Origin of the sequence: Paenibacillus herberti, from assembly GCF_002233675.1 — a bacterium.
In the GTDB taxonomy this organism is placed as follows: Bacteria; Bacillota; Bacilli; order Paenibacillales; family Paenibacillaceae; genus Paenibacillus_O; species Paenibacillus_O herberti.
Map to the genome: position 1 here is coordinate 809,028 of NZ_NMUQ01000002.1, position 14,225 is coordinate 823,252.

A 14,225-nucleotide genomic window follows, 5' to 3' on the forward strand; every position below is an offset into this window, starting at 1 on the left:
GCTTCCTCGCTACAGTGAATGGCAGATGTCTGTTCACTAGAGAAGTTGAGCATACTGCCTATTAAGACTATTAATAGGGTGGTATACACGATGTGGACCTCATTCAGCCATAACGAAAATCTAATTTCAGACATGTTCAACGTTGCGTTAGCCCTTGAAGAACCATGGAAATTAACTCATATTGAGTACGATGAACAAGATGAAGCTTGGTCTTTATTTATCGACTTTGAACGTGGAGCTCTGTTTCCATGTCCGAATTGCGGAACCGCATGTAAGGCTTACGATACAGAGAAAAAAATGTGGCGTCATCTCGACTTCTGGAACTGGAAAACCTATTTGCATGCCAGAGTTCCAAGAACGGACTGCAAGAACTGTAATAAGGTAACGCTAGTACCCGTGAAATGGTCACGTCCCAAATCGCATTTCACCTTGCAATTTGACGCATGGGCCATGCGATTAATGGCTGAAATGCCGGTGAATGCAGCAGCTCGTGAATTACGAGAGCATGACACCCGGATGTGGCGGATCTTCCATCACTACGTCGACCAAGCTATGGCTGAGGTGGATCTAACTTCAGTCAGCCGAATAGCGATCGATGAAACTTCATCACGCCGCGGTCACCGCTACATTACGTTGTTTGTGGATGTGGATACCAAGACGGTGCTGTTCGCTACAGAAGGAAAAGGGAAAGATACCCTTGCGCGTTTCAACCAACATCTGCATGATAAAGGCGCAGAAACCGCACAAATACAGGAGATCTGCTGCGATATGTCTGTCGCATTTATTCGAGGAATTGAGGAGCAATTCCCCACAGCAGAAATAACCTTTGATAAGTTTCACGTCATGAAAATGGTGAATGAAGCCGTTGATGACGTGCGCAAGGCCGAACAAAAAGAAAACCCAGAACTAAAGCGAACGAAATATTTATGGTTGAAAAATGAAACCAACCTAAAAGCAGAACAGAAAGAACAACTGAACAATCTGACTAGAAGTAACTTGAAAACCGGCCGAGCCTACCGCTTGAAGTTGGCTTTGCAGGATCTATGGACGACGCCGCATCTACTCGCTGACGTCTATTTACGCGCATGGTTAGGTTGGGCGAGACGTTCCCAGTTGGAACCCATGATCGATCTTGCTAATACGGTGAAAAACCATGAAGAAGGCATTCTTCGTTGGTTTCACAGCAAGATGACAAACGGTCTACTCGAAGGCATTAATGGCCTTGTGCAAGCTGCCAAACGAAAAGCCCGGGGGTACAGAAACGTTCATAATCTGATTGCTATGGTTTATATGACCGCGAACAAACTTCGGCTTCCAGCGCTTGGAGCACGCAGGGTCTAAATCCTTTTTACCCTCTCCCATTTATACCCTGTTTTAAAGAAACTCTTACGAATTTGCATGGCTATTACACTATTTTTTCGAGCATTGCCCATCCAATAGAGCGAAGAGCCGAAATAACGTCCGCCCTTAGTTCTACCGAAGGGGCAATAGAAGAAAGATTTCTGTACGTAACGCAGGATACTTATGAGCCTCCAGTAGAACAGCAAGGTTCTCCAACACAATTTTCTAAAACGATTTCGTTGTTTTCATCTTCCCACAAGAAGCCAGCAGTAAAAAAAACTCCATCTGCATTTGCACTGCTGCCTAATTCCAATAATCCTAATGGTTATAAAACAGGGGCGTTTAACAGAATTACAACACCTGCCAATACAAGTGCTTATACTGGAACTTTCTCAACCAGTATAATCCTGCCTGAATATAATGCAAGCACAGGACAGGCAGCACGTGAGGCAGCACTTATGTATGTAGGTATTGGTGATTATGTGGAAGCTGGTTTTACAACTTATAGTGGAACACAAGGTACTGGGTGGTTTCCTTACTTTAGAGTGGAAAAGCCACATACAGGACCAACACCAATAAAACCAGAGGGATACTACATTGACACAACACGGAAACAAACCCCAAGTCAAGTAATATCCAGTTTTAAAGTATACTATAAAACATCTGAAAGTGTGTTGAGAATAAGATTTCAGTTAGGAGCATCTGTATTTTATGATGTGACTGTAACGGATCAGTCAACTTCAAATCTTAGAGTTAAACGTCTTGCTTCCATTGCAATGCCTCCTGATTTAGCACCTTCTAAAAAATTCTCAACTCCATATAGTTCATACGGTAAATGGTTTGATTTTAAATTCCTTAAGAATGATGGCGCTGTCTCTGTTTTTCCTACCGAAGTTTCCGGACTCAGTAATGAAACATGGAGTCATGGAGGAAGTATAGATTACATTAAATCTGGAACAAATCCTGTCTCGGAATCGTTTAAAATTTATTAACATCAATCTGTTGCCACTCACCGCTGCCATTTAAATGTGAGTGGTGATCTTAACGAGGTGGAATATGTTTAAGAAGGTCCTAGGTAGTTCGATTTTGGCAACAAGTCTGTTGTTTTCCGGTTCACCTACAACATTTGCGTCGAATTCCATACAAGTGGAAGGGAATGACATGGTTTATTCTGATTTCACAGTAGTAAATGACCATGTATACGTCCAACTTGACACTCTAACGGACATGGTAGGGGCTTTAGCTAGGTGGGGGTTTGAGGATAAGAACAGAGCAGGCTTTATTACTGGTTTTTCTAGTGAAGGAAATTCTAACGCATTTATTTATTGGTTTAAGAACTCGAAGAAAGTTAAGATTACACTTGATGATAATATTGAAGAAGTTAATATGAAATTATCTACGATCTCAAAAGATAATAGAATTTACATCCCGCTGCGTGAAGCGATTGTTGCTTTAAATAAAGATATAAAAATAGAGTGGAAAAACAAAGAGAAAAAAGTAACTGTTAAGGGCAAAATAATCTATTAGTCGGGTAAAGTTTGCTCTAAGTCTTCAATAGAGTAGATTTTGGAATTAAAAAAGCAGAAGAGTGAACTTGAAAACCTTATGGTAAAAAGAGCCATCTCCTTATTATGAGATGGCTCTTTTTTGTGTGCGCCCAGCATGGGCGCTATCTCTAGGGTTCAAGTCCCGAATGGTGAAGGCAGTAGTAGCCATATCTTAAGGCAAGGGTGTCCACCGTGAGGTGGAATCTGAAGGAAGCCGGCGGCAAATCTCCGGTCTGAGGAACACGAACTTCATAGAAGGCTAACGTACGTTGGGAGAGGTTGCATAACAAACCAAAGTCCATACTGCCGAAGGCGTACGAGAGTAATGAAGCAGATAGGTGGAGAGGAAGATAGCGTTCTTACCTGGGGAGATCTGTACGGAAGGCGAAGCAAACTTCGTAACCTTGCCCGTGAGGGTGAGCTAGAACGTACAGAAGTCAGCAGAGGCCATAGTACGCAGGCTGTTGCAACGGCCTGCGGAAGGGCTGAACATGGACGAGGGAATGAGGCATTTTGGCGTTCGAGGATGGATGATGAAAGCAGACAATTCGAAAGGACTTATCCGGGGAAAGTAGTGGTGAATACGCAAGGGCACCCGGAAGGGCGGAGTTCATAAACGTCACAAAGAGAACGAATCATTCACGCAGGGGAGTGTATCGAAAGATGATCGAGGACGTGCTGTCACGAGAGAATATGCTGTCGGCGCTAGCAAAGGTCGAAGCGAATAAAGGAAGCCACGGCGTAGATGACATGTCGGTAAAAGAGTTACGCAGACACATCGTACAACACTGGCCAACGATTCGCGAAAGCATACGAAGCCGAACCTACGAACCGAGTCCAGTCCGTCGGGTCATAACATTCATTCCGTTCGGATTAGGAGGATGCTCGATGAATGAGGAGCTATACAGCTAGCCGATTTTGGCGGCCGCGCTGTAATCATTCCATTCAGAGATTTTGATGTTCCGTGAGTGGCAACACAGCTGCAGAAAGCTGGAAAAGCTGAGAAGGAAATAATATGTTGATTTTTCCATTGCATTACGAACACACAATCAGTGACCAAACCGGTTAATCAACAAACTCGTGATGAGCTTGGCTGGATTCGCGATTAAGCTCTGTTGCCGATGCTACTTTCGCTAATGGAACGAAACTGCTCTGAGCTAGACCGAACGCAGCTGGCCATGCGATCGATTTACATCCGTGCCACTCAACGCATGATGGATCTGGTCTCTCGGGATCTAAATGAAATAAAACGGTCACTCCGGAATAGTAACATTCGTGTATTTCCGGAGGATCAGGTCGATACGCAACGCGCACACTACCATTTTATATGTCGAGGTTATGAAGACCGTTTTGTGCTAATGCGAGATATTGTTCGTTCAGAGATAAGTATTAGACTGACGGATTATATGCGAAAGGCTCTTAAAATTTAGATGCATCTATTCAGATCCATATAAGAGTGCCGAAGGAATCTGGAACGTGGTTTAAAAGGAGAGCGGTTCAAGACCAGTTTTTCTGAGCTTTTCTGCCATATAGTCACGATTTGTTACTAAAGATTCATCAGAAACTTTTCTGTAATACGGGGGTTTAACCGGAAGCATATAAACGGCCCTACACGCCATTTTCTTTGAAAGGTCCGATCGAAAAGGGAAAATGGCTTGTAGGGCCGTTCTGTTCGTTTAGTGCGTTTTAGCATCTATGAGGTAACAGGCTTACTTAAGCGGTTTTGCTCTGAATTTAATGGAACACAATCCTTAGCGTACATGTTTCACGTTTTGCTTTCAGTACTTTTACTATGCAAGACTAAGTCCGTTTTCCCACTCGGATTTCAAGTCGTGGCCAAACTGCCTGACTTCATGATCGACAACATTCAATGTAAAGTCTTGTTGAGACCCGAAAAAGCGAAGACTATATGTACTCTCTTCTTTTGTTTTAGCCCATTCTAAGTAGAAAAGATGTTTTTCAAAAGATGTATACAGATTATTTAACTTAAAGCCGTTCAACTCTTCAAGAGGAAAATTCGAAGTCACTTCAACATAATTTCTTATTGTAAGATTTGTCCATCCGAAATCCAACTCGTATTGTACACTATTTCCCTTACAATACTTGAAGTTAAGTCGACATCCTTCGTCATTCCCCGGTATGCAATTTAAAAAAGAAAGTTCAACATAAGTACCGCTTTCCTTGTCTCGCAGTGTCGCCATTCAACTACTCCTTAGTTCATAAATCAGTTTATATGATTAAAATCTAACACGAAACCATAAAGTTTAATAGCTGTCACTTTGTTGTTTGGATCATATATGACACGGGCCCCGGAGCTGATATCATAATACTTCTCGATAACCAGCATACCCGACGCTTTGTTAAATACGGGGGTTTAACCGCTAAAACGACAAGAATAAGAGCCATCCTTTTGCGGATGGCCCTGTCTTTGATCCATTTTGCTAAATTTAATATTCTCCCTTAATTACAAAAAACGAACCCCGAATTGTTCCAGCTAGCTTGGACTTCTGCCTAGCAAACTTAAACTTCCCTTCTAATTCCTGTGGGATCTCCATCCCCTCGGACAGCTTAAAACCAACAGCCCGCTTCTTAGGGTCATCAACCGTATACATAACATTGATGGCCAGACCATCCTCATAAAAGACGTAGCTAAATTTGATATTTTCCACTTGGAACTGTGACGTTTCTAAAGGCTTGGCGGCAAAATTAATATCACGTTCTTGCAAAACTCGGTTCGCATAATCAAGGATTTCCTGGCTTTCGCTAGCTGGTTCAACCGTAAACTCATGTTTGTATTTGTTCATAAAATATCGAGCTTCATTAGCACGTAAACCAGCAAGCGCTTCTGCTACAGGTGAAGATTCTAGACCAACCGTAGACACATTTTTAAAATCAACGATATAGGACATATTCATCTCTCCTTTTATCCCATTATATCCAATAAACCTTGTCATTACTTATGCTTGCGCGATCTTAACAATATCTTACCCCGCGACCAAACTGTGCTTAGGCAGGTTTATGATGACATTGAATTGATCGCCATGAATTTCTATTTTGATATCTCCTCTATGCAGCTCAACGATGCTTTTAACAATTGCGAGGCCTAGTCCAGAACCCTCTGTCTGACGGGACTCGTCCACTCTTTTGAAGCGCTCGAATAACTCTTCCGCAACAAAATCAATTTCATAAACGGCCGTATTTTGGATTTTAAATGAAACCTTATCTGTATCTTCATCCAAATAAATATATATTCTGGTACCAGGGAGGGAATACTTCTTGGCATTGCCGATTAGATTTTCGAAAACACGCCAAATTTTATTTCCGTCTAAATCCGCATAAATAGGAGATTGGGCTATTTTTTCACGAATCTCAAGCGAAGCATCGCCAACATTAGAGCTGAATTCAGCAATGGCCTGTTTAAGTAAAGTTGCCACATCAATCGTTTCAATATCCAGCTCTACCGCGCCACTGGTCATTTTGGACACTTCAAACAGATCCTCAATTAATATCTTCAGCCTTAAAGATTTACGATCTAGAACTTGGACGTAAGACTGGGCTTTTTCTGACTGTAGCTCTTCTTTTTTCAATAAATCAACGAAGTTGATAATGGAAGTAAGCGGGGTTTTCAAATCATGCGACACGTTCGTGATTAGCTCCGTCTTTAAACGTTCGCCTTTAATTTGATTGTCTAACGCGTTCTGGTATCCAAGCTTCATATTGTTGATATAACCGGCAAGCCTGGAAAGGGCGTCTTTACCCGTTTCTTCAATCGTATATCGAATATTTCCTTCGGCAATTTCTTTGGTTCCTTTGACAATCTTCACGAATCGACTAAGTTTGCTCATTGTATATGGAATAACAAGCAGAACATATAAGACCTCGTATAGAATGAGCCATACCATTTCGCCCTTGTCAGGATAAGTAGCTGCTCTCCATCCACAAATACCTGCTATTGCTGTTAAAATAAAAATAATGATGATGGAAAGTGTAATAGTTCTGTCTTTAATCCTGCCTTTCCATAAATGAACATAATACACCAGCGCGCTCCCCCGCCAAAACTCACGCTGCTTAGGAGAATAGTTGGACTGGAAAAGTGCCTTTCCCACTATTAAACAGACAACAGCAGACAACAGAAAGTACTGGATAAAATCGATAACTCCTTGATGCAAATAATAATCTGCAGGAAAAGCACAAGCCCACAAAATGATCGCGATTAATATCGCTATGAGATCGATAGAGACTTTCCGTTTTGATTTATTTTTTTTCAATTTTGTATCCAATCCCCCATACGACCTTCAAATATTTCGGGTCCTTGGGATTAATCTCAATTTTCTCCCGGATATTTCTAACATGTACAGCGACCGTATTTTCCGAGGTTAACATAGGCTCATTCCATACTCTTTCATAAATCTGTTCAAGCGAGAAGACCCTGCCCTTATTCTCTATCAGCAGCTCTAAAATTTTGTATTCTTTGGAGGTCAGCCTGACATCCTCGCCATCCACTTCAACGGTCTTTGAGCTTTTGTTGAGAACCAGACCTCTTACCTGAATAATCTCGTCCTCCGTCGTCTGAAATGCACCCAAATTAGTAAATCTTCGCAGTTGGGATTGCACTCTGGCGATTAGCTCTAAAGGATTAAACGGTTTTGTAATGTAATCATCAGCCCCTACGTTCAAGCCCAGGATCTTGTCATTGGCTTCCGACTTGGCAGAAAGCATGATTATGGGGATGTTTTTACTTTCCCGAATTTTAAATGTCGTTTTTATCCCGTCCAATTGCGGCATCATTATATCCATAATGATCAAATGAATCGTTTCTTTTTCTAGTATTTCAAGAGCCTCGATACCATTAGAGGCTGTAAACACCTCAACATTGTCGCTTTTCAAATAAATCACGAGCGCTTCTCTAATTTCTAATTCATCATCTACGATAAGAATATTATTTTTAGCCATTTTTTCACCTTCGTTTATATGCTACTTATTTTTTCCAATTCAGCGTTAGTATATCCTGCAAATTAATATTCCTTGGATTATCGATTACTTGTACCAGAGTTTCTGGAGAAGCCTCTTGATCGGTATAGAACCCATGTACTCCGAAGCTGCGTAATATGGTCATGATTTTGGGGCTATTGACGGTGTGAACATAACTTCTAACCCCTAACTCATTTAGAGATTGGACCAGGTTAGGGTTGATGAATACCCGGTATGTGGGCATAGCCACGACTGAAATATGATTATCCTTCACAAATTTCACTATACTTGCTGCCGAATCTCCAGATTTGTACAGCGAATAAATTTTATTGGGAAAGGGATGGATTTTCATTATAATAGCATACATTTCGGGGCTGAAAATTTCAGGAATGATTCGTTCTAGTAGAGAAGGGTCTGTCCTATGCGCCTCATTCACTAAAAACTCAAACTGTTGCTGGATTCTCTTTTTGCTGTTTGCTTTTGTATCTATTATCAAATTAAAATCAGGATACTTCTGCATCAATTGCAAGATATCATTCCACACTAACGGCTGATATTTGCCCATTATAAGTGAGCTCTCCAATTGCAAACTCGTTAACACAGCACCTGATTGATCTAAGAGACCTGGCTGTAGCTTTTGCGACCAATCATGTCTTGCAATAAGCATCCCGTCTGTTGTTTGCAAAAGATCAGCTTCGAATAAGCGATATCCTCTGTTATAACTTGTTATGAACGCCTCATAGGAGTTCGTATTGCTGGAACCATCGATTCCACCCATTGCATGGGCAATGAATTGATTTTCCGCCCAACCGCCGCTGCTATAGCTGGTAGAAGCCCCATTCTCCTTCCCGGACCAGATAATTCCCCATCCGCACCAAATAAGAACAAGCGTGATTATTGCGCTTAATAACGCTATTTTCTTAATCATTCGTTTCCTCCTGTATCATCCCTGTAAGCCATACTACAGAACTGTTTTTAAGGAGGACTGGCGAAAAAACGAAGGAAATTATGAAGTTTGTAGAAAATAGAAGAGACCCATGCATAATTGCATGAGTCTCTCATAATTCTATGGGGAAAAAGGCTACTTTGAATTTAAAGGGCCTCTGCAATCATCACAGCCATTTCTGCACGAGTGATTTCCGCATCTAGGTGGAAGGATTTGTCTCCATAACCACTAATACTACCCATGTACACGGCTTGCGTGACGGAATGCTCTATTTTCTGACCTATTTCCCAACTGGAATACTCTGTGCAAAACGAAACACATTATGAGGATCGTACTTTCGTTTCACTTGCTTCAATCTGCCGAAGTTGACGCCATAATACGCCTTAGGCCAGTTCTTAATCCCCAGATCGGGAAAGTTCACATAATCCCCTTTAACAAAATGACGTAATGCTTTGCGGAACTTTTTCACCCACTGAATATTCCGCTGCTGCTCCCCGTCGTCTCTCCAGCGGGCTGACAGCTCGTAGATTATCTCAGCCTTCCGATGAGGATAGGCGGTTGCAGTAGGCGATACCCGACTCACCGCACTTCCTGCACCACCCAAGCTTTGGCTCCACACGCTAGCATGCTTGTTGGGTGCTTTGGATAAAAAGTCGCGTATAATGCGTACTCCTTCACGAGGCAAAGGTTGAAAACCGTAAGCTCCGGTTATTTTAAATTTCGGCTCCAAATTCAGGTCCGATTCGGCAAAAAATTGGGTCGCTTCAATAAAAGGCACGGTCTTGACCATCACCTTCACCGGAGTGCCTGCTCGCAAAAGCGGTCTAATCAATCGACGCAGCTCCTCTGCACTGCCAAGTAATTGCCCGGTAGATACAATCGTTCCCACCTGCTTGGCAGCCACCTCAATGGTTGAGGTTAAGCGGTTCGTGACAGACGGGGCCCAGCGCTGCCATACCGGTAGCACCTTCTCCAAATCGCCCCATTTCCAAGTGATGCTGTATATTGAAACCGTTGAAATGGGTCTAACCCGAAAAGTATAAGCTGTAGCAACGCCAAAGTTTCCTCCCCCGCCGCCTCTTGATGCCCATAACAGATCGGAATGTTTCTTTCGATTTACCACAATCGTTTTTGCTCCATGCCGCCCCGAAGCTACAACCATCTTCACTTGTTTCAAGTTATCACACGTAAGTCCATATTTGCGGGAGAGAAGTCCAATGCCGCCTCCCAGGGTAAGCCCCGCTACGCCTACGTCAGGCGCAGTCCCAGCCGGAAGTGCCACACGCTTATCCCACAGCTTTTGGTACACACGGGCAAGCGGATTTCCCGTCTGCACAATGGCCACCCTATTTTTTCGATCAACTTTAACCTTATTCATCTCGCTCACATCGATAATAATACCGCCATTTACAGCCGAAAAGCCTTCATAGCTGTGCCGCCCGCTACGCACCCGCAGCCTTACGCCCCGCTCGCGAGCCCATTTCACTGCGTTAATCACATCTTGAGTTCGTTTGCAGAAAACAATGACCTTCGGAAATTTAGAAAATCGCCGATTGAACTCCATTCTGGCCGCATTATATGACGGATTATCCGGAAATACGATCCTTCCGGTCAATTGCGTACTTGTCTTTTTCCGGTTTTGTACCATCCTATTACACCATCCCTGTCCATAGCATTCATGGCATAAGCCTTTCTCATCAGCTTATGTCTATGTAGGGACACCTGTCCGGGTAACGGCAAACGCCTTGTTTTCGGGGGCGAATCTGCTACGTCAATCTTGGAGGAATGCGATACGGATCCGTTTCTGAAACTTTCCAATCAAAAAGCCCCTGAAACGTAAAGTCTCAGAGGCTTTTGTATGGATACTTTTCGACCATCATCATGGGATGGTGCTAATTTATAGCAACTTAATCCGCTCTTCTAGCTCATCAACTAATACCTTTGCGAGTTCAAAATTAGTATCTTTTAAAGCCAATTCTATTTTCATTTCAACTGTTTTTTTGTTTTGTTCCGCTTCTAAATAGTTTTTATCAAAATGACGCGCATAAATCATTTGTTTAAATTTTTTCATTTTCATTTTTCTAATCGTCTTATTGTCAATGATTAATACATAATCCATACCATTTACAACAGAATAAAAATCATGAGATATCATGAGAATCGCACCTTTATAATCTGCAATGGCATTCTCCAATGCGATTTGTGTATAGGTGTCTAAATGGCTTGTCGGTTCATCAAGAAGCAATACGTTTGCTTTACTAGCAGAAACTTTAGCCAATTGAAGAATATTTTTTTCTCCACCTGATAAAGATGCTATCTTCTGATCAACGATTTTGCCTTCAAAGCCATAATGTGAAAGATATGATTTAACCTCATCATACGTGCTAAACCCAGCATCAATGAATTCTTCTAATATGGTATTAGAATCCTTTAACACTTCGCCTTGAAGCTGTGATAAATAGGCCACTTTAACATCCGCATGAATTTCAATGGAATCATGATTATTGTTAAAAATATCTCGGAGTAAAGTCGTTTTCCCGGTACCGTTTGGACCGATAATGGCTACTTTATCTGTAGATTTTATCTCAAAGCTAACATTGTCTAACAGCAGCTCATCAAAGGAAACACTATAATTATTGACATTTACAACAGTGGTGTCTTCAATCTCATGATCAATATCAAAACTGATATCCGGTTGCTTAATATCAACAAATGGCGCTTTAATTCTACGCGCTTCCAATCTCTCTTGAAACCTTACTCTAGCTTTTAAAGCTCTACCTCTAGATGCTTCTGAATTAATAGTTGCGATCGCTCTAAGGTTATCAATGATGTTATCGTATCTCTCAATTTCTTCTTGTTCAGCGACTGCGATTTCTTGCAACTCAATTTTTGTCTGAAGTAAGGAGAAGTTATATTCCATATATCGCCCATCAAACTCTTGAATCTCCGTGTTTTCAAGGTGAATAATTTTGTTGAAACAATGATTCAATAGATATCGGTTGTGCGTAACAACTAGCAGCATTCCTTTATAGGAATTAATAAGCTTTTTAAGCGCATTTAAGTTTTCGAAATCTAAAAATACATCCGGCTCATCCATAATCATGAGGTCAGGACGATTAAGCATTTCCTTCATGACTTGAATAAGCTTGAATTCTCCGCCGCTCAGGTGGGATACCCTAAGATCTCTGTGCTTCATAAGGTTTGCTAAATTAAGCTGCTTATGAATGGTACTTTCAAAATCTTCCCCACCCATTGCTTCCAATGCGTCTAAAGCGAATTGGTACTTTTCGAGTAACGGTTCAATATCCGTTGATGTTTCCATTTCCGTACAAATCGATTGTATTTCATCTTGCAGCTTAATAAATTTTTCTCCGATGTATTCAAAAACGGTCGTTTCTTCCGTGCTGTCTAGTTGGGAGAACTGACTTACATACCCAATTGTGCAGGTTGGATCTATCTCTAACTTGCCTTCGAACAAATATCTTTCTGGATCCATCAGTATATCGATCAGTGTACTTTTCCCACTGCCACTTGTTCCAATAAAAGCACAATGCTGTGCCTCTTCTAACGTAAATGAAATGTTTGTATATAGTTCTTTTTGTGGAAATGAGAAGGATAAGTTTTCAACTTTTATCATCGTATTACCTCTCTGTACAACTAAATTTGCGACTATTATTGAAAGTATTATAGAGCATAGATTCAGAGTTTACCGTTGTAAGAGTAACACTGCTGACAAACAACTTCAATGTATTTGTATCTCCTCTGATTCCGGGATTTGCCTGTGTACCATAGCAGATAAAGGCAAGCAAGGTCCTATCAGGGACCCTATGCGTTAAGCGAGAGATATAAGCTAAGTATCAGGCCTGTTGATTAAGCAAAATATGTAACCGAAATAGGCCCATACATCAAGCGATGTAGGCGTATCATCCGTTCATCGGTAAGCCTTTCAAAAGGAGCAGTCGAGTGAATCGAGCAAAAGATTAACAAACTAATCACAGGATGGATGATAAACATAGGTAGGTCATTTTTCAAATATAGTGCTACCTTCCTGCTCAATCCCCTGAAAGTTGAATCATTACTACTTGGTTGTTACTCACATCAACAGCTAAAGTTATACATGGAACAAAATTGGAAAAGAATCTCAACACTAATGAATTTTTTAATTCATCTTCAAGCGTCCAACCAGTAGGAATAAAATTTAGCTCATCGTCCACGTCAAGATATCCTCTTTGAATAAACTCCTTTATTTCCGTTGTGTTTGGAATATCAAACTTATCTATATAGAGCGCAAGTGAAAAACGAACAAAGTCAGGCTTACCACCAAAGTGGGTAATGAATAGTAACAAGAACCCGGTGGTGATGAAAATGAGTACTGCAGAAATGGAGAAACTCAATGTGTCCATGAGAGAAACTTCAGATAAACGGCTTTACGAGAGATACCTGGCGGTCCGTCTTCGCTTTGAAGGTCACTCGTTTGAGGAAATCGGCCATTTACTCAATCGCACGCGCCAAACGATCAGCCTCTATTGGCAAGCGTATCAAGAACGTGGTCTTGCCGGGCTGGAAATGGATCATTCTCCCGGACAACCGACAAAGCTCACGGATGAGCAACGCAGCCAGCTAGGCGCCATGCTGGAGCAGAAAACCCCAGTCGATGTTGGCTTTGAAGCGCGTCACACCTGGACACTTCCGCTGGTAGCCGAGTGGATCAAGATGACGTTTGGTGTCACCATGAGCGTACGCGGTATCAGCGCGATGCTGGGACGCATGAACTTCAGCTTTACCAAAGCGACCTATTCGCTGGTTAGAGCCGATGCGGATGCCCAAGCCCTTTTCCGCAAGCAAACGTTCGCTCAGCTCAAGAAACAGGTGGAAGCCGAAGAAATCGATCATCTGCTGTTTGAAGACGAATCCATGATTCGCTCCTATCAAGCGCTGCAATACAACTGGTTCCCACGTGGCAGGCAACGCAAAGTGCCGACTTACGGCAAGCATGAAGGAGCCAAGTTGTTTGGGGCGATTAACTACGAAACCGGACAGGTGCATCATCGAGAAGAAGAGAAAGCGGATGTAGCGGCTTTTGTTCGCTTTCTTGAAGATCTACTTTCTGTGTACCCGTCGGGAAAAATGGCCTTGATCCTGGACAACAGCCGCATTCATCATGCTAAAGCGTTACAGCCGTTTCTCAAAAAACATCCTCGTTTGCAGTTGGTCTTTCTGCCGCCTTACAGCCCGAACCTGAATCCGGTGGAAGGCTTGTGGCTATGGCTCAAAGCTGACGTAGTCAATAACGTATTCTTTGAAAAATTCTATAAGATCAAGCTTCATGTGAGTCAATTTATGAATCGAATTAATAAGAATCCGATGGAAACCATCGATCGTCTGCTTGTTCGGTTATGATCTTAAGTGCGCTCTATATA

15 protein-coding genes are annotated in these 14,225 nt (G+C 42.0%); 6 read left to right on the plus strand and 9 right to left on the minus strand.

Features of this window, described 5'->3' with window-relative positions; all coding sequences use genetic code 11:
- Positions 1-90: 90 nt before the first annotated feature.
- The 5 genes from CGZ75_RS15975 to CGZ75_RS26585 all read left to right on the plus strand — a co-directional run bounded on the left by CGZ75_RS15975 (position 91) and on the right by CGZ75_RS26585 (position 4,318).
- Positions 91-1,341, plus strand: a complete 1,251-nt coding sequence (locus CGZ75_RS15975; protein ID WP_089525266.1) for an ISL3 family transposase — start codon at positions 91-93, stop codon at positions 1,339-1,341.
- Between the two features lie 53 nt (positions 1,342-1,394).
- Positions 1,395-2,333: a hypothetical protein gene (locus tag CGZ75_RS24655; RefSeq protein ID WP_141136793.1), complete on the plus strand. Its 939-nt coding sequence runs from the start codon at positions 1,395-1,397 to the stop codon at positions 2,331-2,333.
- A 94-nt stretch (positions 2,334-2,427) separates the two neighbouring features.
- The gene (locus CGZ75_RS15980; RefSeq protein ID WP_176444882.1) at positions 2,428-2,868 is read left to right on the plus strand and encodes a stalk domain-containing protein; all 441 of its coding nucleotides are present in this window, start codon (positions 2,428-2,430) and stop codon (positions 2,866-2,868) included.
- Positions 2,869-3,551: 683 nt separating this feature from the next.
- A complete protein-coding gene (locus CGZ75_RS15990) occupies positions 3,552-3,800 on the plus strand; it encodes a hypothetical protein (protein ID WP_089525268.1) in 249 nt (82 codons plus the stop codon).
- Between the two features lie 209 nt (positions 3,801-4,009).
- Positions 4,010-4,318, plus strand: a complete 309-nt coding sequence (locus CGZ75_RS26585) for a YhjD family protein (protein WP_483869965.1) — start codon at positions 4,010-4,012, stop codon at positions 4,316-4,318.
- 360 nt (positions 4,319-4,678) lie between these two features.
- Here CGZ75_RS26585 and CGZ75_RS15995 read toward each other — a convergent pair whose 3' ends face one another.
- The 9 genes from CGZ75_RS15995 to CGZ75_RS24665 all read right to left on the minus strand — a co-directional run bounded on the left by CGZ75_RS15995 (position 4,679) and on the right by CGZ75_RS24665 (position 13,208).
- Positions 4,679-5,089, minus strand: a complete 411-nt coding sequence (locus tag CGZ75_RS15995) for a hypothetical protein (RefSeq protein WP_089525269.1) — start codon at positions 5,087-5,089, stop codon at positions 4,679-4,681.
- Between the two features lie 246 nt (positions 5,090-5,335).
- The gene (locus tag CGZ75_RS16000; protein ID WP_089525270.1) at positions 5,336-5,797 is read right to left on the minus strand and encodes a phage tail protein; all 462 of its coding nucleotides are present in this window, start codon (positions 5,795-5,797) and stop codon (positions 5,336-5,338) included.
- A 75-nt stretch (positions 5,798-5,872) separates the two neighbouring features.
- A complete protein-coding gene (locus CGZ75_RS16005) occupies positions 5,873-7,156 on the minus strand; it encodes a HAMP domain-containing sensor histidine kinase (RefSeq protein WP_217900072.1) in 1,284 nt (427 codons plus the stop codon).
- The gene (locus CGZ75_RS16010; RefSeq protein WP_089525271.1) at positions 7,143-7,841 is read right to left on the minus strand and encodes a response regulator transcription factor; all 699 of its coding nucleotides are present in this window, start codon (positions 7,839-7,841) and stop codon (positions 7,143-7,145) included. The genes CGZ75_RS16005 and CGZ75_RS16010 overlap by 14 nt, the downstream gene beginning before the upstream one ends.
- Positions 7,842-7,866: 25 nt before the next feature.
- Positions 7,867-8,787: a phosphatidylinositol-specific phospholipase C/glycerophosphodiester phosphodiesterase family protein gene (locus CGZ75_RS16015; RefSeq protein ID WP_089525272.1), complete on the minus strand. Its 921-nt coding sequence runs from the start codon at positions 8,785-8,787 to the stop codon at positions 7,867-7,869.
- A 164-nt stretch (positions 8,788-8,951) separates the two neighbouring features.
- Positions 8,952-9,053, minus strand: coding sequence for an S-layer homology domain-containing protein (locus CGZ75_RS26525; protein WP_425436500.1), 102 nt, complete (start codon positions 9,051-9,053; stop codon positions 8,952-8,954).
- 32 nt (positions 9,054-9,085) lie between these two features.
- A complete protein-coding gene (locus CGZ75_RS16025; RefSeq protein ID WP_089525274.1) occupies positions 9,086-10,453 on the minus strand; it encodes an FAD-binding oxidoreductase in 1,368 nt (455 codons plus the stop codon).
- Between the two features lie 249 nt (positions 10,454-10,702).
- Entirely contained in the window at positions 10,703-12,442 is a 1,740-nt protein-coding gene (locus CGZ75_RS16030; protein ID WP_089525275.1) for an ABC-F family ATP-binding cassette domain-containing protein, read from the minus strand.
- 415 nt (positions 12,443-12,857) lie between these two features.
- Positions 12,858-13,208, minus strand: a complete 351-nt coding sequence (locus CGZ75_RS24665) for a hypothetical protein (protein WP_176444819.1) — start codon at positions 13,206-13,208, stop codon at positions 12,858-12,860.
- On the opposite strand from CGZ75_RS24665, the gene CGZ75_RS16035 reads away from it, so the two are divergent.
- Complete coding sequence (locus CGZ75_RS16035) at positions 13,162-14,205, plus strand: IS630 family transposase (protein WP_425436469.1); 1,044 nt, start codon at positions 13,162-13,164, stop codon at positions 14,203-14,205. The two genes, CGZ75_RS24665 and CGZ75_RS16035, sit on opposite strands and share 47 nt — an antisense overlap.
- Positions 14,206-14,225 lie beyond the last annotated feature (20 nt).

Bases quoted from the DNA above. Each gene is read 5' to 3' on its own strand.
- CGZ75_RS15975 (WP_089525266.1), top strand. From the start codon at position 91: ATGTGGACCTCATTCAGCCATAACGAAAATCTAATTTCAGACATGTTC.
- CGZ75_RS15990 (WP_089525268.1), top strand. From the start codon at position 3,552: ATGATCGAGGACGTGCTGTCACGAGAGAATATGCTGTCGGCGCTAGCA.
- CGZ75_RS26585 (WP_483869965.1), top strand. From the start codon at position 4,010: ATGCTACTTTCGCTAATGGAACGAAACTGCTCTGAGCTAGACCGAACG.
- CGZ75_RS15995 (WP_089525269.1), bottom strand. From the start codon at position 5,089: ATGGCGACACTGCGAGACAAGGAAAGCGGTACTTATGTTGAACTTTCT.
- CGZ75_RS16000 (WP_089525270.1), bottom strand. From the start codon at position 5,797: ATGTCCTATATCGTTGATTTTAAAAATGTGTCTACGGTTGGTCTAGAA.
- CGZ75_RS16010 (WP_089525271.1), bottom strand. From the start codon at position 7,841: ATGGCTAAAAATAATATTCTTATCGTAGATGATGAATTAGAAATTAGA.
- CGZ75_RS16015 (WP_089525272.1), bottom strand. From the start codon at position 8,787: ATGATTAAGAAAATAGCGTTATTAAGCGCAATAATCACGCTTGTTCTT.
- CGZ75_RS16025 (WP_089525274.1), bottom strand. From the start codon at position 10,453: ATGGTACAAAACCGGAAAAAGACAAGTACGCAATTGACCGGAAGGATC.
- CGZ75_RS16030 (WP_089525275.1), bottom strand. From the start codon at position 12,442: ATGATAAAAGTTGAAAACTTATCCTTCTCATTTCCACAAAAAGAACTA.
- CGZ75_RS24665 (WP_176444819.1), bottom strand. From the start codon at position 13,208: ATGGACACATTGAGTTTCTCCATTTCTGCAGTACTCATTTTCATCACC.